Genomic DNA, 21,429 nt, shown 5'->3' with positions numbered 1-21,429 from the left:
TCAAAAGGAAGGAGAATGCCAGATCGCCCGATAACGCTCATCTGCGTAATTGTTGGTTTAACCACAAACGATATATAGTGGTGACAAAAAACAAGTTATGTATTCTGAAGGATCATGTATGGCAGTTAATCAGGCGAGGATTTTCGAGCAGCTTGAACAGATAACCCACGAGCTTAATCGCGACGAATTCATTTACGGTTTTATGACCGCATTTGATTTTCCTAAATCAACGATTACACAGGTGCGTCAGGGCAGTAGCCGTAACATCGCTAAAGAGCCTGGTCAGGTCGGTATTAGGAATAAACTCTGGTTTCAGTCTGCTGCGGAAGGAGAAGATCTTGAGGATCTGATCCATCAGTACGTTGATGACCCAGCGATAGCTAAAAACAAAATCCGCTTCGTACTGGTCACTGATTTTACTCGCTTTTTGGCTTGGGATACCGCGAGCAAAGAGCGGCTCGACATTGAGATGGACGAGTTACATAGCAACTACGGTTTCTTTCTGCCATTAGTGGGCCTTGAAAAAGCCATTATCAGCAGTGAAAACCCTGCTGATGTGAAAGCCGCTGAGAAGATGGGGAGATTATTTGACCTCATCCGAGTTCGCAATGACCTCAGCAAGTCTGAAGATATTCATGCTCTTAACGTCTTCCTGACTCGCTTGTTATTTTGCCTCTTTGCCGAAGACACCGGTATTTTTGCCCTCTCCCAGTTCACTTCTGCTGTTAAAGGTTTTACCGAAGAAGATGGCAGCGATCTGGATGCATTTCTTTATCAGTTATTTGGTGTGTTAGATGAGAAGCCTGACAGCCCACAACGGCAAAGGCTGCCCGCCCATCTGGCAGCATTTCCGTATGTAAATGGTGGATTGTTTGCCAGCGATGAACCGGTTCCCGAATTGGGAAAAAAAGGGCGTAAGCTCTTACTCGAGTGCGGCGCCATGAACTGGAGTGAAATTAACCCGGACATTTTTGGCAGCATGTTTCAGGCCGTGATTGATGTGGAGCAGCGTAGCCGCTTAGGGCAACATTACACCTCATATCGCAATATCATGAAGGTGATTCAGCCACTGTTTCTTGATCCGTTACGTATTGAATTGGATAAACAACGTAACAATGTCAAGGGACTCAAGGCATTGCTGGTACGGCTCGGTAAGATCAAAGTATTCGACCCAGCCTGTGGGTCCGGTAATTTCCTGATCGTGGCCTACAAAGCGTTGCGCAAACTGGAAATAGAAGTGATTGAGGCTCTGCGTGAGCTGGAACCTCAAACATTTTCAATGAGCGGTCTTCACTTGTCACAGTTTTACGGCATTGAGATTGATGACTTCGCCTGCCAGATTGCCCGGTTATCCCTCTGGCTGGCGGAACACCAGGTGAATAGTCAGTGGGAAAAAGCGTTTGGTTTTGCGCCACCGGCATTGCCGCTGCGTGAAAGTGGCAATATTCATAGTGGTAATAGTTTACGTCTTGACTGGCATCAGGTCTGCCCTAAGCAAGCTGATGACGAAGTGTATGTAATCGGTAACCCACCCTTTTTAGGAACACTGGGACGTTCAGATGAGCAACGTGCTGATATGCAGGTTGTATTTAGCGACTTCAAAGCGTTAGGAGCCTTAGATTTTGTTGCTTGCTGGTTCTGGAAAGGGGCGCAATACATTCAACATTCACGTGCTGAGCTGGCTCTGGTGGCAACCAATTCCATTTGTCAGGGAGAGCAGGTTGCGACACTGTGGCCGCCAATTTTTTCCCTTGGGCTGAATATCCATTTTGCATACCCAACATTTCCATGGGCAAATAATGCCCGTGATAAAGCTGCGGTTCATGTCATTATCATCGGATTATCAGCTCAATCAAAAACACGAAAGCTTTATCAGAGAGTCGATGGAGAGTGGCATTGTAAACAGGTCAGTAACATCAGTCCGTATTTGATTGAGGGTGATAACATTGCTGTTTGTATATGCAACAAACCGTTAGTAAATGGATCATTGCCTTTATTGTATGGTAATAAACCTACAGAAGGCGGTCACCTAATGCTAAATAGAAAAGAGCGAGACCAATTGCTAAAAGAAGAACCACAGGTCGAACGATGGATAAAAAGAATATTAGGCTCTGATGAGTTTTTAAATGGAAAAGAACGTTGGTGTTTATGGTTAGTTAATGCAGCTCATGAGCAGTTAAAAACAATGCCAATATCTATAAAAGAACGAATTGCCGCTGTTTGTGAATTTAGGCTAAAAAGCTCGAAAATTGCGACAAGATTAAAATCTGAAAAAGCTCATCTTTTTGATGAGAATAGGCAGCCAGTATCAGGTAACTATATTCTTATTCCGCGAGTTTCATCAGCAAGACGGCATTATGTTCCATTAGGTTTTTTTAATTTTGAAATAATATCCTCAGATGCGAATTTTATTCTCCCTGATGGTTCACTTTATGAATTTGGAATACTTTCTTCCTTGATACATAACGACTGGATGAGGTTGGTAGCTGGCAGGTTGAAAAGTGACTATCGCTATTCTGCATCGGTAGTTTACAACCCTTTTCCCTGGCCTGAAGTTACCGCAATACAACGCAAAGAAATCGAGATACTTGCCGAAGACGTGATTTTAATCCGTGAAGAATTTCCCGGCCATACGCTGGCTGAACTCTATGATCCCGACAAGATGCCGCAAAAGCTGTTAACCGCCCATCATTCCCTCGATAAAGCGGTGGATCGACTTTACCGTGAGCGCCCATTCAAAGATGCCGCCGACCGCTTAAGCTGCCTGTTGGCACGCTATGAAGCACTTACACAGAAACTGACAGCAACTCAGGCTAAATCAAGAAAGAGCAGAACACCGGCCAACGCAGGAAACCATAATGAATAACTTATTGCATGTTGAATATAGCCAAACAGGCCAGAGTACCAGCCTAAATTCGATGGGGATGCGTGAAATGCAAGCCCGTGCTTTTGCTGAACGCAACAGTCAGTATCTATTGATCAAGGCCCCTCCGGCTTCGGGGAAATCACGTGCGTTAATGTTTCTGGGGCTGGATAAGCTGGAAAATCAGAGCGTGCGAAAAGTGATTGTCGCCGTTCCGGAAAAGTCTATCGGAGGCTCTTTTCAGGGCACCTGTTTAACCGAAAAAGGCTTTTTTGCTGACTGGCGTGTTAAATCCGAGAACAATCTGTGTGTGGATGGCGGGGAAGCGGGTAAGGTTCAGGCTTTCCAACGCTTTATGTCCGGCAAAGAACGTATTCTGATATGTACTCATGCAACCTTGCGTTTTGCTTTTGATAAATTACTGGTAACAGATTTCGATAATTGCCTGGTGGCTATTGATGAGTTTCACCATGTTTCTGCCGATGGTGATAACCGGCTTGGTAATCTTATTGACGTGCTCATACAAAAATCGAGTGCGCATATCATTGCCATGACCGGATCATACTTCCGAGGCGATACCGTGCCGATCCTGTTGCCTGGGGATGAAGCGCTATTCACTAAGGTGACATACACCTATTACGAGCAGCTAAACGGCTATCAATATCTTAAATCTCTAGGGATTGGCTATCATTTTTATCAGGGACGTTATATTGATGCATTGCCCTCGGTACTCGATATCAGCAAAAAAACGATTATTCATATTCCGAATGTCAATTCCGGTGAATCAACCAAAGATAAATACGGAGAGGTCGATTCTATCATCGATGTGCTTGGCAACGTGATAAAACGCGATCCTTTGACAGGGGTTTACCATATTGCGAGAAAAAATGGCTGTGAGATCAAATTAGCCAATCTGGTTGATGATAATCCTAACGAACGATCCAAAATTCAGGCGTATTTACGTAATATTAAAGCGGCTGATGACATGGACATCATCATCGCCTTAGGCATGGCGAAAGAAGGGTTTGACTGGCCTTACTGTGAACATGTATTGACGATTGGTTATCGCAGCTCTCTAACAGAAATTGTGCAGATTATCGGCCGGGCGACCCGAGATTGTAAGGGAAAAATGCATGCTCAGTTTACCAATCTCATCGCTCAACCCGATGCACAGGATGATGATGTGAAGGCCTCGGTCAATAATATGCTTAAGGCGATAACCACGTCCTTATTGATGGAGCAGATTCTGGCTCCTAACATTCAGTTTAAGCCTCGTTCTCAATGGGACGGTCAGCCACTGCCACCCAATACTTTGCTTGTAGATGATTCCGCAACCTCTCCGGTATCCCCGAAAGTGCTGGATATTCTGAACAGTGACAAGAACGAAATTATGGCGACTCTGATGACTAACGAACAGTTGGTCAAAGAGACAATTAGTGAAACCACACCCCACGAAACTTTTACTCAAGTGGCTTTGCCAGCAGTGATTCAGACGCTTTACCCAGATTTGACCGAAGAAGAACAGGAACAGGTACGTCTGGGAGTATTACAAAGTATGTTGATCACTCAGAAAGGGGGCGTGGTTGATGGGGAAAACCTGCCGCAGGATGGCATTGTGGATATGGAGAATGGTGCTGAAGAGGAATCAGCTAACGGTGTTGCAGGTAAACAGTTCCTGAAAATGGGTGAAAAATTCATCTGCATTGATAATCTGGATATAGACCTGATAGATGCGGTGAATCCGTTCCATGGTGCTTATGAAATTCTCTCTAAATCGGTAACTGCGCCTATGCTGAAAACCATTCAGGAAGCGGTAAGCGCCAGCCGATCGCAGGTCTCCGAAGAAGAGGCAATTATTCTTTGGCCTAAGATTAAGCAATTCACCCGAGAACAACAGAGAGAACCATCGTTGAATGCCAGTGATCCGATTGAGAAGCGTTATGCCGAAGCGCTGGCCTTTATCCGCAAAATGAAACAGCAGAAGCTGGCTAATCAGGAGCAGTAAAATGATCCGGTTATCGACGACGCGATTAGCGGCCAAATCAACATTAGATGAGATCCTCAGTGAAGAAGATGATCTCTGTTTATTGAATGTTCACCCCCTGAAGCACAAAGCGAGACCTGTCGATTTGGCTGGCAATCAGTTTGCTGAAATTGCCGCGTTTTACGATCGGTATGGTCGTCTGCCAACTGAAAACAGCACCGCTTCTCTGGATGAAAAACGCCTGGCAAGGCGATTGCGCATCATTAAAGAAAACCCCAACATATGCGCTTCGTTGCAAACGCTGGATTGCCGGGGGCTTCTGGCTTCAAATCATCTTGAAAATGATAGAACCCCGCTAGTCGCTGAACCAGAGCCAATACCCTACGTCAACAAATCAGAACTGGTGACTTCTTTAGAGGATATTTTTGCCGACGACGAGGACGGTTTATTAGATTTTGCGGAACCTGACATCTTCAGCTTACAGTATGTTTCCGCTGACAAAAAAGAGCAGCCAGATGAAATTGCCCAGCGCCAGCCTTGTCACGACTTCCCGCGTTTTGAACCACTGTTTCGTCACCTGCATAAAGGCTTAAAAGATGGGGCTTTTGGTCTTGAGCGTTTTACCCATAAATTGAAAATTATTGAAGGCGATTTTTTTATTCTTAATGGGTTACTCGGGTATGTGCATAGTGCTGGTGAACGTTTGGAAGAATATCGGACCTACAACGCCCGATTGCGGCTGATATTTGAGAATGGCACCGAAATGAACATGCTCTATCAATCCTTAACTCACGGCTTGGTGAGAGATAAAGAAGGGCGCAAGGTGCAACTCAATGGCGAGACGTTGCAACCATCAGATACTGCGGTGCCGACCGGCTTGGTTTATGTGCTCGCCACAACGAGTACAGACCCCGCGCTTATTCCTTATAAACAAAGCCTTTACAAGATTGGCTTTACCGAAACAACCGTGGAACAACGCATTGAACATGCCCAGAAAGACCGCACTTTCCTCGAAGCACCAGTCAGGATTGTGGCTACCAGCCAGTGCTTTAACCTCAATGCCCAAAAATTAGAGGCATTGGTACATGGTTTCCTTGCTGCCCGTCGGCTCAATATTACGCTCAAAAGCCACAACGGTCAGGTCTATTCTCCCAGAGAGTGGTTTAATGTCCCATTGACTACAGTTCAGGCGGTGATCCAACACATTGTGGACGGAACTATTTCGCAGTACCGACTGGATAATACGACTGGGAAAATTATTGCGAAACACCCTGGGTTATAAGGCTATGGCCTGTAAATATACCAATAAGCTGAGGCATTCACTTTTAGAGCTCTTCCGACATACTGATTGTACTCAGCTTAAGAGACGCTATGCATAAGACTTGATGCAAGCACAATGAACTCCCCCTCAAATCCCCCAAAACATCAGATTGATAGCATCCTTAATCTCATCCGCATACTCGCCAAGATCCGCAATTTCTTCACCTATGACCTCAACGGGAACGCTCGATAGTTCAGTCGTCATCAGCCGATAATCTTCCCCATCGATGCGAATCAGCGGGAATAACGTCTTATTCACTTTCTCAGACAGGTTATGTGATTCAATAAGAGGAATGACCATGCGGCGCTTGGGCGTCTCGACAATATCACTTTGCACATCGACAAGCATTGTGTAGTGACTGGCTCTTTTATATTGATAAACAATGAATTGCATGATCACCAATTCCTGTTTTCATCCGCAAAGGAGCCATTCTGTGCGATAAATCGGGCGACTTCCTCCATTCCTTCGCGGTTTTCTTTCTTCCACTCCTCTGCTTTGATGCGGCGGGCTTCTTTGCCAATGGCGTCATTCACCAGCCCAGAAATATTGACTCCGGCAGCACTCAGAACCTGATAATTGTCTTTGTCCACGGTAACGCTGACGCGGTGTTTCATGATAGTGCTCCTCTCTTGTACATACTTTGAGTATATACTTCACATGATTGTTCAGCAATTAGCCAAGATTCAAATCCAACCCCTTCAACTCCTCAACCGTATAAACCCGGAAAACATGACGGTGTTTCGCTTCCAGCGGGATGCGCTGATGATTCACGATGGCGTGTCTGACGCTATTTAATAGCAGTTCGAGAGCCAGTTTTTTCTGTGGATCTGGCACGACATAGAAAACGTACATCCAGTGCTTTTGAGTACGAGCCAGCAAATGATTAGTGATAATCGTCTGATAACGGGCTTTGGTTTTCAGGCGGCGCTCGGTTTCAATCGCGATGACCGTTCCATTCGGGAGTGTTATTACCCCATCCGGGCGGTGTGTGGTTCGATAATGGCTACGAAATGTCGGGCGGTCGCCGTGCAGCCATCCATAAGCGCCTTTCTTTTCCAGAATGAGCCGTGCGAGCTGATTATCAAGGTGATGTTCCAACGTCCAGCTAGTGACTTTCGCAGGCTCGAAGCGCGCAGGAAAACCCTCATCATCTGGCGTGACGACTGTGGCCAATCCGTCGTTGGTGATCCCCCACAGTGAGATTTTCTCCATCCTTGTGCAAAACGTCTGCTTTTGAATGAATCCCATGTCGATGGCCTTTGCCAGCAGCAGATAAAGCGGCTTGTGATTTTTATAATCAAAAAGCAGCATCAGCGTTTTAAAATCGCTGTAGGTTTCTTCTTTCAGGAAGTTGATAAGTATCTGGATCTTTTCGCAATGACGTTCGCGGCGTTCACGGTAATCAGAAATTAGCATTGATCCTCCTTTGTCTCTGGCTGCTTTTCTTTTTCGTCTTTCTCGCCTCATGGCCTCGGCTCATATTTCCGTGAATGACATGCGCCCATGCGATGTGCCGACAGCATGAGGTGAATGGGGTGGCCGCTTCGCAGCCATGCGCCGGAAAATACATTTCCCGGCACAAAACGGCGTGCGCCAGTTCATGCGGGCTGGACGCCCTTATTCCCTGTCGCATGGGGGTAATGTCGCGGCTGGACGCCACGCCAAAACCCCCAACGTCAACGGCGGCACACCGTCGCACGCTACGCGCGACTACCCCCTTTGAGACGCCGTTTTTAGCCCACTTTTTCTTTTGCCCGTTCCGGTCAGCGAAAAAATGGGAAAACGCCTTCAAAGCGGGTAGTCGCGCCTCGCTACCGGCTGGTGGCCGGAGACTTAGCCGCGACGGTGTGCGGGGCTGATGCCCCCCAAATAAACCGACGCGTGGGCGCGTCTTTTTGCTCGCTGGGGCGGCAAAATTTATTCGGCTCCCCCCGGCCTGCTCGGTTTCCCTTGGGGGAAACGCTCGCGGGTGGGTTCGGGCGACGCAAATTAGCAATTTCTGCGAAATTGAATTTACTCGCCTCACGCCACAGGTGAATGCCCGCGAGGCGCAGGCCTTCACCCGCCTAACCCCGTCGCGTCCTGCGTCGTGCCTGAATGGCCTGTTGAGCGCTGTAAATGTTGCGAAAATAAAACGTTCAGACATGCCTTCTCCCCACTGGAATCAGCCAGTAGGGAAGGCTATCGGGAAAGGGGGAGGATGCCTGCAAACAACTCAATATCGGATAGGGAGAATTATTGTTATTGAGCCACGAAAGCAAAAAAGCTCTGGCCTAACGGCAGAGCTTTAATCAGGCTGGCTATATTCAGATGACTATCTGGCGGTGAGTGAATGTGCGCGTTTGTGCATCGTGGTAAGGGCAGGGATGAGTAAACTGATTGCCGTTAACCCGTGCCCCAACTGGCATAAACTTTCCGGCGTGGATTCGCACACGTCATTATCGGCAAAGGTAATCAGCGCATCGCCAATGAAATTCAGACAATGGCAAAGCCCTGCCTGTGTTTCGGCGCAATATTCTGTGACCCTCGAGAGTTCGTCATTGTCCATGTGTGAAAAGTCCAGACGCGCCAGCGCGGCACTCATGGCGGAGTAACGGTTCTCATAATCCGGCAGTGATTGATAAGACGAGCCCGTGTTACTATTGGTGTCAGCCATAGCATTAGTCCTCATAATGTTGTGGTCAGAGGCCCGGTTAGTGTTCCTAGCACTGCCGGGCTTCGTTCTTTACTGTTGCAAAACACCATGTAATTGCGGTGTAATTACAACTATACCATGCTATGGAATTTGTAATTACAATGTCAAGCGAAAAATCAAAAACAGACCAGTATCAAATTCGGCTGTCCCACGAGTTTCGTGCGCAGTTAGAAGAACAAGCCCATAAGGATGGCGATAAGACATTGGCGACGTGGATCAAGCGTGTTCTGCGTAAGGAAATCCAGACTCGCGGTATTGAACCAAAAGGCTGAACGGTGGTTTGAGCCAGTCGATGTAGCAAATCCTAACGTGTAAGAGACGTTTGGCCGAATGCCCGAATGATTTTACGACAACGCTCCTGACGGGTTTTCTATCACATAGAAAGCCCGTCAGGAGCCAACAAGCGCAGCGCGTTAGCCTGCTGAATGACTCCGCGCATAAATATACGGTGCGACGTAGCCGTCGCGGTTAACGTCCAGATAATCCGACCACCACTGCATCATTTCGATTCTGGCTTCCAGATGCTCCGCTTTATGCACATAGGCAGCCCGCACGCCGTTGCGCTCTTTGTGGCTCATCTGCCGCTCAATGGCATCCTTTGACCAGCGTCCGGACTCGTTCAGGGCGCTACAGGCCATGGTTCTGAAGCCGTGGCCGCAGATTTCGGTTTTGGTGTCATAGCCAATCACGCGCAATGCTTTGTTGATGGTGTTTTCACTCATCGGCTTGTTCAGGGTATGTGCGCCGGGAAAAACGAAGACCGATTCGCCAGAAATCGCCTGAATCTGTTTCAGCAGGGCGACTGCCTGCCGTGACAGCGGCACCAGATGTTCATCCTTCATTTTTGCGCCACGCTCTGAGAATCGCACGCCGTTTACCGCTTCACGTTGGGCGGGCACGCTCCAGATATGCGCTTTCAGGTTAAATTCATCCCAGCGGGCAAAGCGGAGTTCACTGGAACGCAGAAACACATGCAGATTCAGCTCCAGCGCCAGACGGGTCAGCATCCGGCCTTTGTAGTTCTCCATCTTCCCCAGCAGTTCAGGCAGGCGTTTCAGCGGTAGGGCGGGGTGATGTTGGGTCGTAACCGGGGTCACGACGCCATCTAAATCGTAAGCCGGATTGTATTTGATGGCGCCCTGCTGCACGGCGTGGCGCATGATTTTGGTCAGGTGCTGGCGTACCCGTCCGGCGACGTCATGCACGCCTTTATCGTCAATCGCCTTAACCAATTGCGCAAGATGGCGGGTTTCAACCTGCGCGATATCCATCGCGCCAATCATGGGGAAAACGTAGCGTTTCAGACAGGTGAGAATTTTATCGGCGTGCGCGTCCGACCAGAGCTTGAGGCAACTGCTGTGCCACGCCATTGTGACAGACTGAAAGGTGCGGGATTCATCAACGGCGGGGTTGTTCGCCTTGCGAAGCTGAGAAGGGCTGATGCCGGATGCCAATAGCTTACGTGCCGCATCGCGCTTTTCGCGGGCCTCTGCCAGCGTGGTTTGAGGGTAGGGGCCAAAGGCCAGACGGCTTTCTTTACCGCCGAAACGATAGCGGAAATACCATAGCTTAGCGCCGCTGGTGGATACCGTGAGGTACAGGCCTTGCGAGTCAGTGAGTTTGTAAGATTTTGCGAGAGGTTTCGCGGATCGGATTTTGCTGTCAGTTAACATGTGAGGGTCACTCCCGTTCATCGAACTGAATGACCCGCAATCTGACCCACAAATTCCCCGATACGAAGGGATAAATCAAAACGCATCGGAAAAGATTTTTACGCCAACTTATTGAATCGCAATAACATAGGGATTGATAAGGAAGCATAAAAAAGGAAAGGTGGTGCCCGGACTCGGAATCGAACCAAGGACACGAGGATTTTCAATCCTCTGCTCTACCGACTGAGCTATCCGGGCAACGGGGCGCATTAAACCGTATTGGCCGCGTGGCGTCAACGGGTTTATCAACGAAAGCGCGGAAAACCCTGCTGACTGCTGACTTTTCAGCCAAACTACGGGCTTTACCGCATTTTGTGTCTGAAATCAGGTGAGTGCGCCGTTTTTACGACACAGCGCAAAGCGTAATACATCTTCTGCCAGCCGTTGGGCGGTAGCGATGCTGGTGGCTTGATGCTTGACCAGCAGGTTGCTCAGGCAGCCTTCCAGAATCAATTCCATCTGCTGTGCCACCATTTCAGGATCGTCCGTTTCCAGCTCTTCCAGCAAATCGCGGGTATAGCGGTAAGACGCCAGCTTTTGCTGTTCCGCAATCTGGTGGATAGGGTGATTGATATCAGGAAAGAAGCTGCATGCCGCAATAAACAAGCAGCCTGGATAGCGCTGTTTATTCACCGACTCATGCAACACCTGATAGCGCGCCAGCAGTTTCTGCTCGATGGTTTTCTCGTCGTCTAAGAGAAGCTGACGCCGCCAGGTATCGACCTGCTGACTGTGGTGACGCAGGCCGTCGTACAGCAGCGCCTCCCGATCCGGCCAGAATGGCGTCAGTTCTTCTACTGGAACCCCCAGCCTCTCCGCCAGCATATCCAGTGTCGTCATGGCAAAACCGTGCTGCTCCAGTAGCGTAAGCGCATGTTCAAGTACGTCTTCCCGTTGCATTAGGTCTCCTCCAGAAGCACAACAAGCGAATTGAAAGTGTCGTTTATGGGCGGAACGTCTGCAAATGTGCCTGAAATTGTTCAGCGTTCATAAAACCGGTGACGCGCGAACCGGGGATCTCTTTCCCCTGTGCGTCAAAAAAGACGATAGTCGGTAGCCCTAAAACCTGTAGTTTTTTCAGCAGTGCGTTTTGTTCATCGCGGTTGGCGGTGACATCTGCCTGTAACAGCGTGATGCGTGACAGATGGGTTTGCACCGCTGGGTCGCTGAACGTATATTTCTCGAACTCTTTACAGGCCACACACCAGTCAGCGTAAAGATCGAGCATAACAGGCTGATGACTGTTTGCCAGCGCGTTGTTGAGATCGGCAATATTGGCGACAGGGGCAAAATTTAGTGCTGAAGTATGAGTTTGCGCCACGCTTGTTGGGGGGAATACCCAGTCTTGCAGCGGTTTGGCGCTGATCACCACACCTGCCAGCAGCAATAGCTGTACGCCGCGCATCCAGCCTTTGCTACTGCGCAGCGTCAGCATGAGAGCCCAGCCGAAGAAGGCGATACCTAGGGCGCTCCACAGGCGTATTCCCCAAGTCTCGCCGAGAATGCGCTCCAGCAGAAAAACGGGCAGTGCCAGAATAATGAAACCAAACGCTTCCTTAACGTACTGCATCCACGGGCCGCTGCGCGGTAGCAGTTTGTTGCCGAACAGCGTGACCAGAATGAGCGGTAAACCCATTCCGAGCGCGTAGAGATAGAGCGTGCCGCCACCTGCCAGCATGTTGCCACTCTGGGCGATATAAAGCAGGATGGCACTAAGCGGAGCGGTGGTGCAGGGGGAACAAATTAGCCCAGCCAATGCGCCCATGCAGAATACGCCAGTGACGGAGCCGCCTTGCTGACGGTTGCTCCATTCTGTCAGTCGGGTTTGTACCGATGACGGGAGCTGGAGTGTATACAGGCCAAACATGGACAGCGCCAGCGCAGCAAACATCACCGACAGGCCAATCAGAATGTACGGATGCTGGAGCGCGGCCTGAAAGCGTAATCCGGCGGCAGCGACAACCAACCCGAGCAGCGTGTAGGTCAGCGCCATGCCCTGAACGTAGGTCATCGACAGCAGCAGCGTGCGGCGCGGCGTCAGTTGTTCTTTTCTACCCAGCACCAAGCTGGCAATCAGCGGGTACATCGGCAGGACGCAGGGGGTAAAGGCGACGCCAATACCAATTAACAGCGCCCACCACGGGGAGAAAGGCATCGGTGTGCTCTGCGGCGTTGCCGTCTGGGCTGACGCGGTATTCGATGTATCTGTGCCCGCGTTAGCCAGCACCTGACTGAGAGGAACGATGCGCGTTTCCGGCGGATAGCAGAAACCCGCATCGGCGCAGCCTTGATAGGTGACTTTAACCGTCGCGCCGTTTTCGGCCTGTTGAATGGGAACCGTTAGCGCCAGCCGATCCCGCAGGATAAAGACTTGACCGAAGAACTCGTCGTTATGGCTTTCGCCCTGCGGCAGCTCCACCTTGCCAAGCGTGGCGCCGTTGCCTTCGATCTTGATTTGCGCACGGTACAGGTAGTAATCCGGATGGATATTCCAACGCAGGTTGAGTTGGTTCTCCTGCTGCTGAAACTCAAAAGCGAAAGCACCATCTACCGGCAAAAAGCGTGATGTCGTGCTGTTACCAAATAACTTTTGGCCGAAAGAAGAGGCGGCCACACTGGGGGGGCTAAAAGCCGTCCATAACAGGAAAATCAGCGTAAAGATGCGTTGAGCCATGTCAGATAATCGCTATCGCCCGCCACTACTGGCAATACCAGAAGCTCTGGGGTGTCATAAGGGTGGTGGTATTTCAGGTGTTCCAACAGGGATTGTTGGTGTGAAATGTCGCTTTTGATCAGCATCTGGACTTCAGACTGCTGCTCAAGTTTTCCTTCCCAAAAATAGAGTGACCTTGCGCCGGGCAATAATGTTACACAAGCAGCAAGCTGTGCTTCCAGTAGTTGTTTGGCAAGATGTTGCGCACAATCTTCGTCAGGTGCGGTACATAGTATGACGACGGCTTCGCAAGCAGAACGGTCAGACATCGTATCCTCAGGTGTCAGGTAAACAAAATTTCGAACGTACAGAAAAGACACTATACCTTGCTTTGCGATGTTAGGGGAATGATACGGTTCGCCCCAATGGCGCGAACCGTAAGGTGACCTCAGCTGATACCGTACCTATAGCAGAATATTGCCAAGGAGGAAGCCGAAAGTGACTGACAAAACAATGGCTAACACGCCGGGGATCAGGAAAGAGTGGTTGAAGACGAATTTGCCGATTCGGGTTGAGCCAGTGTCATCCATTTCTACCGCAGCCAACAGTGTTGGATAGGTAGGCAGAACGAACAAGGCAGAAACAGCGGCGAACGAAGCAACGGCGGTGACGGGTGACACGCCCAGTAGTAGTGCCGCCGGCATTAGCGCTTTTGCCGTGGCTGCCTGAGAGTAAAGCAGCGTAGCGGCAAAGAACAGTACCACAGCCAGCATCCACGGGTAATTCTGCAATAACGCCCCTGCTGTCCCCTGAATATCGGCGATATGGGCTTTAACAAACGTATCACCTAACCACGCCACACCCATGACGCACACGCAGGCACTCATACCGGATTTGAACGTGCTGGCGGAAAGTATTTGCGCGGTATCCAGTTTACAGGTGATACAGATGAGCGTCGCAATGGTCAGCATGAATACCACGATGGCTTCGTTACGTGGCAGAACCGGGTTTGAAATCAATCCGACGGTGTCACTAATTGCGGTGGCATAGAGTACGACGGCAACGATACCAACCAGAAACAGTGTTACTGAACGTTTGGCACCCGGTTTGATGTCCAGTTTTGTATTACCGCGTAGCAACGTTTCACCTTTTTTCAGACGCTCCTGATAAATTTCGTCATCTTTTAGCTCTTTGCCCAGAAAGTTGGTGACGATAGCGGTGAGCAATACTGCCGCCAGGGTGGTGGGAATGCAAATTCCCAATAGCATCAGGTAGCTGACACCGTGAGGCTCAAGAATGCCCGCTACGAAGACCACGGCGGCAGAAATTGGAGAGGCGGTGATCGCGATTTGCGAAGCCACGACGGCGATGGAAAGGGGACGTGAGGGACGAATCCCCTGTTCTTTTGCGACTTCAGCGATCACCGGGAGGGTAGAAAACGCCGTATGACCGGTTCCCGCAAGGATTGTCATGAAATAAGTGACCAATGGCGCAAGGAAAGTCACGTATTTCGGCTGTCGACGTAATAGTTTTTCTGCAAGACTGACCAGATAATCCATTCCGCCGGCAACCTGCATGGCGGCGATAGCGGCGATAACCGCCATGATGATTTCAATAACATCAAACGGGATAGCGCCGGGTTTTATCTGAAATCCTAGTGTGAGGATCAGTACACCCAGCCCACCGGCAAAACCAATGCCGATACCTCCGAGCCGTGCCCCCAGATAAATGGCAAGCAGGACGATGATTAGCTCAATGACGACCATAACAATGCTCCTTTTTAATAAAAAAATCAGGTATCAGTTTTTCTTATCTCTGTGCGAAGCATAAAACAAAGGCACGCTGTTCTTTAGAAACGGGCGTGCCTGATAAGGATGAGATCGTGAACTTAGGGCGTCTCGTTCTCATCGGTGTAACGTTTGGCCTTGTATGCCGGATGCATCAGGTTCTGGATAGAGAAAATGTCATCCAGCTCCGCTTCCGTCAGTAGACCACGCTCCAGTACGACTTCTCGTACGCTCTTGCCGGTTTCGGCACAGATCCTGCCGACAATATCGCCGTTGTGATGGCCGATAAATGGGTTCAGATAGGTGACGATACCGATAGAATTAAAGACGTAAGCCTCACAGACTTCTTTGTTGGCAGTGATGCCGTTGACACATTTTTCCAGCAGGTTGTAACAGGCGTTGGTCAGAATGTGGGTTGATTCAAACATCGCCTGACCGATAACCGGTTCCATCACGTTTAACTGTAGTTGCCCGGCCTCCGATGCCATCGTGACGCAGGTGTCATTACCGATGACTTTAAAACACACTTGATTGACAACTTCCGGCACGACTGGATTGACTTTGGCCGGCATGATTGAAGAACCTGCCTGTAATTCAGGCAAATTAATTTCATTCAAGCCCGCACGAGGTCCGGAAGAGAGCAAACGCAGGTCGTTACAGATTTTAGATAATTTCACCGCCAGGCGTTTCAGTGACGAATGCACCATCACATAAGCACCGCAGTCTGAGGTGGCTTCAATGAGATCTTCTGCCGGAATACAGGGCAAACCGCTCACCTCTGCTAATCGCTGTACCGCAAGCTGTTGGTAACCATCCGGCGTATTCAGCCGGGTGCCGATTGCGGTCGCGCCCAGATTCACTTCAAGTAGCAATTCTGCCGTGCGTAGCAGGTTTTTGTTTTCTTCTTTCAGTAACACGTTAAAAGCATGGAATTCCTGGCCCAGCGTCATCGGGACGGCGTCCTGGAGCTGGGTTCGGCCCATCTTCAAGACGAGCTCAAACTCTTTAGCTTTACGTTCAAATCCATCACCTAGCTGTGTCAGAGCATCAATTAACTTTAGAATTGATGCATAGACGGCAATACGAAAGCCAGTTGGGTAAGCGTCGTTCGTTGATTGACATTTATTCAGGTGGTCATTCGGATTTAAATATTGATATTCCCCTTTTGCATGCCCCATCAGTTCCAGACCAATATTGGCTAGCACCTCATTGGTGTTCATGTTCACTGAGGTGCCCGCACCGCCTTGATAAACATCGATCGGGAATTGATCCATGCATCTGCCGTTATTCAATACCTCATCGCAGGCTTGAATGATAACGTCAGCGATTTTCCGAGGAATGGTTTGCAGCTCTTTATTTGCCAGTGCCGCCGCTTTTTTCACCATAACCATGCCGCGAACAAATTCAGGAATGTCGCTTATCTTGTTGTTGCTAATGTAAAAATTCTCGATAGCCCGCAGGGTATGAATACCGTAATAAGCGTCGGCGGGAACTTCCCGTGTACCTAACAGGTCTTCTTCAATACGAATATTATCTGACATGAAAGCCTTCTCTTGTTTGGCTGCTGACGAGAGTTTGGTTTAACCGATTATATTACCACGAGCAACAGCTACAGAATGTTTGACCATGACTGCATCTGTTGCCGTGATGATATTCTGACCAGAAAACAAAAAATAGTAGCCTGGATCACTATCTGATCGTTCCATACGGTCTGGGTAAATGAACTGTGATAACCATCACGCGCAACTATTTTGAAACAATAAACCGTAGGGGTACTGCTTGAAAATGTGGCTCTGCGCTACCATCTCAGTAAATTATAATGTGTTATTCCGCCACGTGTGGTCATGTTTTTTTTAATAACACATTGGTTTTAAAGAAAATATTAAAAAATCAATCATTATTCCTGTTTTCAACAGGATGCGTTTTCAAAACACAGGAGAGCCGGGTGCGCTGGTTACCGTTAGTCTTAATCTTTCTTTTCACTTATGTGGAGATTTCTCTGTTTATCCAGGTGGCAGAGGTGCTTGGTGTTGCGATAACGCTATTACTGGTGGTGTTTACATCTTGTGTTGGCGTGTCGTTAGTGCGCAATCAGGGAATGAAAACCATCCTTCAAATGCAACAGAAAATGGCAGCCGGGGAAAGCCCGGCTGCGGAAATGGTGAAAAGTGTGTCATTAGTGCTGGCGGGTTTTTTACTGCTGGTGCCGGGCTTTTTTACTGATTTTCTCGGCCTGTTGCTGTTATTACCGCCGGTTCAAAAGCATCTGACACTAAAACTCATGCCGCATTTGCACATTTGGCGTCCGGGTTCTGGCTCGACATCTTCAGATGGAAATACTTTTGAAGGCGAATATCAACGTAAAGACGACACTCGCGGGAATATCGAACATCGAGATGAAAAAGACGATCGTTGACGACAAGATTGCGCCTACGGTGTAAATGTCTATCTCATTGATAAATTTTGTTTTTTAGTTTTAAATGTGCGAAAAGAAGAGACTTAACGCAAAAAAAATGTCTTCCTTCCCTTGAAGGGGTTGGAAATGTCCCCACTTAGAAGACCACAAGGCCGGATATAATGATGTGTCTGGCGTTTATCCTAAAACTGATGTGGACTTTCTCAAAGGAGAGCTATCAATGAAAATTCGTCCATTGCATGACCGCGTGATCGTCAAGCGCAAAGAAGTTGAGTCCAAATCTGCTGGCGGTATCGTTCTGACCGGCTCCGCTGCAGGTAAATCTACCCGTGGTGAAGTGCTGGCCATCGGGCATGGTCGCATCCTGGAAAATGGTGAAGTGAAACCGCTGGATGTGAAAGTAGGCGATATCGTTATTTTCAATGATGGCTATGGCGTGAAAGCGGAAAAGATCGACAACGAAGAAGTGTTGATCATGTCCGAAAGCGACATTCTGGCAATTGTTGAAGCGTAATTACGCGTAATCATTTGAACTGAACGAATTTAAGGGAAATACACCAATGGCAGCTAAAGACGTAAAATTCGGTAATGACGCTCGCGTAAAAATGTTGCGTGGCGTGAATGTACTGGCTGATGCAGTGAAGGTTACCCTGGGGCCTAAAGGCCGTAACGTTGTACTGGATAAATCCTTCGGTGCACCGACCATTACTAAAGATGGTGTTTCTGTTGCACGTGAAATCGAATTGGAAGATAAATTCGAAAACATGGGCGCACAGATGGTGAAAGAAGTTGCCTCTAAAGCGAACGACGCAGCAGGCGACGGCACCACGACAGCAACCGTACTGGCTCAGTCCATCATCACTGAAGGTTTGAAAGCCGTTGCTGCTGGCATGAACCCGATGGATCTGAAACGCGGTATCGATAAAGCAGTTATCGCTGCTGTTGAAGAATTGAAGAAACAATCTGTGCCTTGCTCTGATTTCAAAGCGATCGCTCAGGTTGGTACCATCTCTGCAAACTCAGATGACACCGTAGGTAAACTGATTGCAGAAGCGATGGAAAAAGTGGGCAAAGAAGGCGTTATTACTGTTGAGGAAGGCACTGGCCTGCAAGACGAACTTGACGTTGTTGAAGGTATGCAGTTTGACCGTGGCTACCTGTCCCCTTACTTCATCAACAAACCTGAAACGGGTTCTGTTGAATTAGAAAGCCCATTCATCCTGTTGGCCGATAAGAAAATCTCCAACATCCGCGAGTTGCTGCCTGTGTTGGAAGCAGTAGCCAAAGCCGGTAAACCACTGCTGATTATTGCAGAAGATGTTGAAGGCGAAGCGCTGGCAACGCTGGTTGTTAACACCATGCGTGGTATTGTTAAAGTGGCTGCGGTAAAAGCGCCGGGCTTCGGCGATCGCCGTAAAGCTATGCTGCAAGATATTGCGACGCTGACTGCGGGCACAGTAATTTCGGAAGAAATCGGTCTGGAACTGGAAAAAGCGACGCTGGAAGATCTGGGTCAGGCTAAACGCGTTGTTATCAATAAAGACACCACGACTATCATTGATGGCGTGGGCGATGAAGGCGCTATTCAGGGTCGTGTTACCCAGATTCGTCAGCAGATTGAAGATGCAACGTCAGACTACGACAAAGAAAAACTGCAAGAGCGTGTGGCTAAACTGGCTGGCGGCGTAGCCGTTATCAAAGTTGGCGCAGCAACTGAAGTTGAAATGAAAGAGAAGAAAGCACGTGTTGAAGATGCTCTGCATGCAACCCGCGCTGCCGTAGAAGAAGGTGTGGTTGCCGGTGGTGGTGTAGCGCTGATCCGTGCAGCAGCTTCTATTTCTGTTTCTGGCCTGAAAGGCGACAACGAAGATCAGAACGTGGGTATCAAAGTTGCGCTACGCGCAATGGAATCTCCGCTGCGCCAGATCGTCGTTAACGCTGGTGAAGAAGCATCTGTTATTGCCAACAACGTGAAAGATGGTGAAGGCAACTACGGTTACAATGCTGCAACGGAAGAATACGGTAATATGCTGGACTTCGGTATTCTGGATCCAACCAAAGTTACCCGTTCTGCTCTGCAATATGCCGCATCTATCGCTGGCCTGATGATCACCACCGAATGTATGGTGACCGATCTGCCTAAAGACGATAAAGCTGACTTAGGTGCTGCTGGTGGTATGGGCGGCATGGGCGGTATGGGTGGAATGATGTAAGGCAGCATTTTGTCATCGGATATCCCGATGGCAGTTTGATGCGTTTTGCATTTATTGATTTGTTGTTGAAAAAGCACTGTCTGGCTACCTATTGCTGGACGGTGCTTTTCTTTTTGACCTGTTCATTGTTTTCCCCTGTTTCTATGCTTTTTTACTTAATATTGTCTGTGTCTTTTTATCCTGTTGTTTTCTATTTTTCCTTTAAAATTAATGATGCTTTACCTCCGGCAAAGACCAATAAAAAGCTGAGATATTGGGGGCAATGGGTGCATAACGTGTTATTGCCAACCCATTCTGCGCTACAATGTGGGTCGTTTACTTTATTTACGAAACAACCCTGAGCGGAGTAGGGAAATGTCTGATGACGCGCCGACGCTTCTGCGCTCCATTGAATGGTTTACTGAACCACCTTTAGCCTTGCCTGAGCATATTGGAAGTTGGCTGATGGAAACAGGGTCGATGACGAAACGCTTGGAAAGCTATTGCACTCAACTGACGGTGATGTTGTGCACAGAGCGTTTTGTTACGCCGTATGAGCTCGGCGATGAATGCGATCATTTGCCCCTAAGCGAGCATTACTGGCTACGCGAGGTGGTGCTTTATGGTGACAAGCAGCCTTGGTTGTTTGGCCGAACACTTATCCCCCGACAAACGTTGGATGGTGCTGGCTCTGCTTTGAAGGATATTGGCACTGAGCCTTTAGGTCGTTACCTGTTTCGGTATGAAGGGTTAACGCGGGATTATATTCATACCGGATGCGGCGGTGGCCTGTGGGCACGGCGTTCTCGTTTGCGCCTTTCCGGTAGTCCGTTTTTGTTGACTGAACTTTTTTTACCAGGATCACCGCTTTATTCTACGGTTAGCCTGTGAAGGCTAATCGGTAATTGAGGAGATAAGTCCGTTGGAAAGAAGTATAACGACGGGAAAATGGCTGGCTTACTGTCGTTTGATGCGTATTGATAAGCCGATAGGCTCCCTGTTGCTGCTATGGCCAACGTTATGGGCCTTATGGATGGCGGGCCGTGGTATACCCGGACCGTGGATCCTGTTTGTGTTCGTCGCAGGCGTGTTTTTAATGCGAGCGGCCGGTTGTGTGATCAATGATTATGCTGACCGCCATTTTGATGGGCATGTGAAACGTACCGCTTTGCGGCCTTTGCCCAGTGGTGCAGTCAGCGAACAATCGGCCAAAGTGCTATTTGTCATTCTGGTTTTGCTAGCATTTGGTCTGGTGTTGACGTTAAACAGGATGACTATCTGGCTTTCCGTTGCCGGGCTGGCGTTAGCCTGGATATACCCTTTTATGAAGCGCGTGAGCCATTTGCCACAGTTTGTCTTAGGCGCGGCGTTTGGATGGTCCATCCCCATGGCCTATGCCGCCGTTAGTGGTGCATTACCGCTAACCTGTTGGCTGATGTTCTTGGCCTATATTTGCTGGACGGTGGCGTACGATACCCAATATGCCATGGTTGATCGAGATGACGATCTCAAGATCGGGATTAAGTCGACAGCAATTCTGTTTGGTCGATTTGATACGTTAATCATCGGCTTATTACAATTAAGTATGCTGTTACTGATGGCGGCATTGGGGTATATCACCGCATTGGGTAGCGCTTTTTATATTTCGTTATTGGTTGCCGCTGGCTTGTTTATTTACCAGCAAATATTGACCGCAGGACGGGAGCGTGAAGCCTGTTTTAAAGCTTTCCATAACAATAACTATGTTGGTATTGCGCTATTTGCTGGCGTAGTCTTCGGGTTATAAGGTGGGGTATTTCTCAATAA

Annotated in this window: 20 protein-coding genes and 1 tRNA gene; 10 read left to right on the top strand and 11 right to left on the bottom strand. The window is 48.8% G+C overall.

All coding sequences use genetic code 11. The features are described from left to right. Window positions 1–118: 118 nt before the first annotated feature. The 3 genes from ACKPVM_RS18895 to ACKPVM_RS18885 all read left to right on the top strand — a co-directional run bounded on the left by ACKPVM_RS18895 (window position 119) and on the right by ACKPVM_RS18885 (window position 6,129). Complete coding sequence (locus ACKPVM_RS18895; protein WP_409311345.1) at window positions 119–2,866, top strand: class I SAM-dependent DNA methyltransferase; 2,748 nt, start codon at window positions 119–121, stop codon at window positions 2,864–2,866. After that, window positions 2,859–4,868, top strand: coding sequence for a DEAD/DEAH box helicase (locus ACKPVM_RS18890; protein WP_409311344.1), 2,010 nt, complete (start codon window positions 2,859–2,861; stop codon window positions 4,866–4,868). The genes ACKPVM_RS18895 and ACKPVM_RS18890 overlap by 8 nt, the downstream gene beginning before the upstream one ends. Before the next feature lie 124 nt (window positions 4,869–4,992). Further along, on the top strand, window positions 4,993–6,129 hold the full coding sequence (locus ACKPVM_RS18885; protein ID WP_409311343.1) for a GIY-YIG nuclease family protein: 1,137 nt from the start codon (window positions 4,993–4,995) through the stop codon (window positions 6,127–6,129). A gap of 126 nt (window positions 6,130–6,255) precedes the next feature. Here the strand turns inward: ACKPVM_RS18885 and ccdB are convergent, their stop codons facing one another. From ccdB to mobC, 3 genes are read right to left on the bottom strand one after another with little or no spacing between them, the layout of a single operon-like run. Further along, a complete protein-coding gene (gene ccdB / locus ACKPVM_RS18880) occupies window positions 6,256–6,561 on the bottom strand; it encodes a type II toxin-antitoxin system toxin CcdB (protein ID WP_409311342.1) in 306 nt (101 codons plus the stop codon). 2 nt (window positions 6,562–6,563) lie between these two features. Further along, complete coding sequence (gene ccdA, locus ACKPVM_RS18875; RefSeq protein WP_015855076.1) at window positions 6,564–6,782, bottom strand: type II toxin-antitoxin system antitoxin CcdA; 219 nt, start codon at window positions 6,780–6,782, stop codon at window positions 6,564–6,566. 58 nt (window positions 6,783–6,840) lie between these two features. Next, on the bottom strand, window positions 6,841–7,584 hold the full coding sequence (gene mobC / locus ACKPVM_RS18870) for a MobC family replication-relaxation protein (RefSeq protein WP_409311341.1): 744 nt from the start codon (window positions 7,582–7,584) through the stop codon (window positions 6,841–6,843). Between the two features lie 119 nt (window positions 7,585–7,703). Here mobC and ACKPVM_RS18865 point away from each other — a divergent pair, with 119 nt between their 5' ends. After that, entirely contained in the window at window positions 7,704–8,027 is a 324-nt protein-coding gene (locus ACKPVM_RS18865; RefSeq protein WP_409311340.1) for a hypothetical protein, read from the top strand. 455 nt (window positions 8,028–8,482) lie between these two features. On the opposite strand, the gene ACKPVM_RS18860 is transcribed toward ACKPVM_RS18865, so the two are convergent. Continuing rightward, a complete protein-coding gene (locus ACKPVM_RS18860) occupies window positions 8,483–8,824 on the bottom strand; it encodes a hypothetical protein (protein ID WP_409311339.1) in 342 nt (113 codons plus the stop codon). Between the two features lie 140 nt (window positions 8,825–8,964). On the opposite strand from ACKPVM_RS18860, the gene ACKPVM_RS18855 reads away from it, so the two are divergent. Further along, entirely contained in the window at window positions 8,965–9,135 is a 171-nt protein-coding gene (locus tag ACKPVM_RS18855) for a hypothetical protein (protein ID WP_409311338.1), read from the top strand. Between the two features lie 141 nt (window positions 9,136–9,276). Here the strand turns inward: ACKPVM_RS18855 and ACKPVM_RS18850 are convergent, their stop codons facing one another. The 7 genes from ACKPVM_RS18850 to aspA form a co-directional block, all read right to left on the bottom strand. After that, a complete protein-coding gene (locus tag ACKPVM_RS18850; protein ID WP_409311337.1) occupies window positions 9,277–10,536 on the bottom strand; it encodes a tyrosine-type recombinase/integrase in 1,260 nt (419 codons plus the stop codon). A 161-nt stretch (window positions 10,537–10,697) separates the two neighbouring features. Further along, window positions 10,698–10,773, bottom strand: a tRNA-Phe gene (locus ACKPVM_RS18845). A gap of 126 nt (window positions 10,774–10,899) precedes the next feature. Next, window positions 10,900–11,475: a transcriptional regulator gene (locus tag ACKPVM_RS18840; RefSeq protein WP_409311336.1), complete on the bottom strand. Its 576-nt coding sequence runs from the start codon at window positions 11,473–11,475 to the stop codon at window positions 10,900–10,902. Window positions 11,476–11,518: 43 nt separating this feature from the next. Next, window positions 11,519–13,249: a protein-disulfide reductase DsbD gene (locus ACKPVM_RS18835; protein ID WP_409311335.1), complete on the bottom strand. Its 1,731-nt coding sequence runs from the start codon at window positions 13,247–13,249 to the stop codon at window positions 11,519–11,521. After that, a complete protein-coding gene (cutA, locus tag ACKPVM_RS18830; protein ID WP_409311334.1) occupies window positions 13,225–13,557 on the bottom strand; it encodes a divalent cation tolerance protein CutA in 333 nt (110 codons plus the stop codon). The genes ACKPVM_RS18835 and cutA overlap by 25 nt, the downstream gene beginning before the upstream one ends. Before the next feature lie 135 nt (window positions 13,558–13,692). Then, entirely contained in the window at window positions 13,693–14,994 is a 1,302-nt protein-coding gene (locus ACKPVM_RS18825; RefSeq protein ID WP_409311333.1) for an anaerobic C4-dicarboxylate transporter, read from the bottom strand. Between the two features lie 122 nt (window positions 14,995–15,116). Next, window positions 15,117–16,556 carry an aspartate ammonia-lyase gene (aspA, locus tag ACKPVM_RS18820; RefSeq protein ID WP_409311332.1) on the bottom strand — a complete coding sequence of 480 codons (1,440 nt, stop codon included), beginning with the start codon at window positions 16,554–16,556 and terminating at the stop codon, window positions 15,117–15,119. A 404-nt stretch (window positions 16,557–16,960) separates the two neighbouring features. On the opposite strand from aspA, the gene ACKPVM_RS18815 reads away from it, so the two are divergent. The 5 genes from ACKPVM_RS18815 to ubiA all read left to right on the top strand — a co-directional run bounded on the left by ACKPVM_RS18815 (window position 16,961) and on the right by ubiA (window position 21,409). Continuing rightward, the gene (locus ACKPVM_RS18815; protein WP_409311331.1) at window positions 16,961–17,431 is read left to right on the top strand and encodes an FxsA family protein; all 471 of its coding nucleotides are present in this window, start codon (window positions 16,961–16,963) and stop codon (window positions 17,429–17,431) included. A 220-nt stretch (window positions 17,432–17,651) separates the two neighbouring features. After that, window positions 17,652–17,945: a co-chaperone GroES gene (locus ACKPVM_RS18810; RefSeq protein ID WP_048636335.1), complete on the top strand. Its 294-nt coding sequence runs from the start codon at window positions 17,652–17,654 to the stop codon at window positions 17,943–17,945. Window positions 17,946–17,991: 46 nt separating this feature from the next. After that, window positions 17,992–19,644: a chaperonin GroEL gene (gene groL / locus ACKPVM_RS18805; RefSeq protein ID WP_409311330.1), complete on the top strand. Its 1,653-nt coding sequence runs from the start codon at window positions 17,992–17,994 to the stop codon at window positions 19,642–19,644. A 354-nt stretch (window positions 19,645–19,998) separates the two neighbouring features. Then, window positions 19,999–20,514, top strand: a complete 516-nt coding sequence (ubiC, locus tag ACKPVM_RS18800) for a chorismate lyase (RefSeq protein ID WP_409311329.1) — start codon at window positions 19,999–20,001, stop codon at window positions 20,512–20,514. A gap of 31 nt (window positions 20,515–20,545) precedes the next feature. Continuing rightward, window positions 20,546–21,409, top strand: a complete 864-nt coding sequence (gene ubiA / locus ACKPVM_RS18795) for a 4-hydroxybenzoate octaprenyltransferase (RefSeq protein WP_409311328.1) — start codon at window positions 20,546–20,548, stop codon at window positions 21,407–21,409. Window positions 21,410–21,429 lie beyond the last annotated feature (20 nt).

Source organism: Pectobacterium hainanensis (genome assembly GCF_046237015.1).
Lineage (GTDB): Bacteria > Pseudomonadota > Gammaproteobacteria > Enterobacterales > Enterobacteriaceae > JBJYIN01.
This window is presented reverse-complemented; position numbering and strand designations above follow the sequence as displayed.

Excerpts from the sequence above, each read along its gene's own strand:
- ACKPVM_RS18895 (WP_409311345.1), top strand. The coding sequence starts at position 119 with ATGGCAGTTAATCAGGCGAGGATTTTCGAGCAGCTTGAACAGATAACC.
- ACKPVM_RS18890 (WP_409311344.1), top strand. The coding sequence starts at position 2,859 with ATGAATAACTTATTGCATGTTGAATATAGCCAAACAGGCCAGAGTACC.
- ccdB (WP_409311342.1), bottom strand. The coding sequence starts at position 6,561 with ATGCAATTCATTGTTTATCAATATAAAAGAGCCAGTCACTACACAATG.
- ccdA (WP_015855076.1), bottom strand. The coding sequence starts at position 6,782 with ATGAAACACCGCGTCAGCGTTACCGTGGACAAAGACAATTATCAGGTT.
- mobC (WP_409311341.1), bottom strand. The coding sequence starts at position 7,584 with ATGCTAATTTCTGATTACCGTGAACGCCGCGAACGTCATTGCGAAAAG.
- ACKPVM_RS18860 (WP_409311339.1), bottom strand. The coding sequence starts at position 8,824 with ATGGCTGACACCAATAGTAACACGGGCTCGTCTTATCAATCACTGCCG.
- ACKPVM_RS18855 (WP_409311338.1), top strand. The coding sequence starts at position 8,965 with ATGTCAAGCGAAAAATCAAAAACAGACCAGTATCAAATTCGGCTGTCC.
- ACKPVM_RS18850 (WP_409311337.1), bottom strand. The coding sequence starts at position 10,536 with ATGTTAACTGACAGCAAAATCCGATCCGCGAAACCTCTCGCAAAATCT.
- ACKPVM_RS18840 (WP_409311336.1), bottom strand. The coding sequence starts at position 11,475 with ATGCAACGGGAAGACGTACTTGAACATGCGCTTACGCTACTGGAGCAG.
- ACKPVM_RS18835 (WP_409311335.1), bottom strand. The coding sequence starts at position 13,249 with ATGGCTCAACGCATCTTTACGCTGATTTTCCTGTTATGGACGGCTTTT.
- cutA (WP_409311334.1), bottom strand. The coding sequence starts at position 13,557 with ATGTCTGACCGTTCTGCTTGCGAAGCCGTCGTCATACTATGTACCGCA.
- ACKPVM_RS18825 (WP_409311333.1), bottom strand. The coding sequence starts at position 14,994 with ATGGTCGTCATTGAGCTAATCATCGTCCTGCTTGCCATTTATCTGGGG.
- aspA (WP_409311332.1), bottom strand. The coding sequence starts at position 16,556 with ATGTCAGATAATATTCGTATTGAAGAAGACCTGTTAGGTACACGGGAA.
- ACKPVM_RS18810 (WP_048636335.1), top strand. The coding sequence starts at position 17,652 with ATGAAAATTCGTCCATTGCATGACCGCGTGATCGTCAAGCGCAAAGAA.
- groL (WP_409311330.1), top strand. The coding sequence starts at position 17,992 with ATGGCAGCTAAAGACGTAAAATTCGGTAATGACGCTCGCGTAAAAATG.
- ubiC (WP_409311329.1), top strand. The coding sequence starts at position 19,999 with ATGTCTGATGACGCGCCGACGCTTCTGCGCTCCATTGAATGGTTTACT.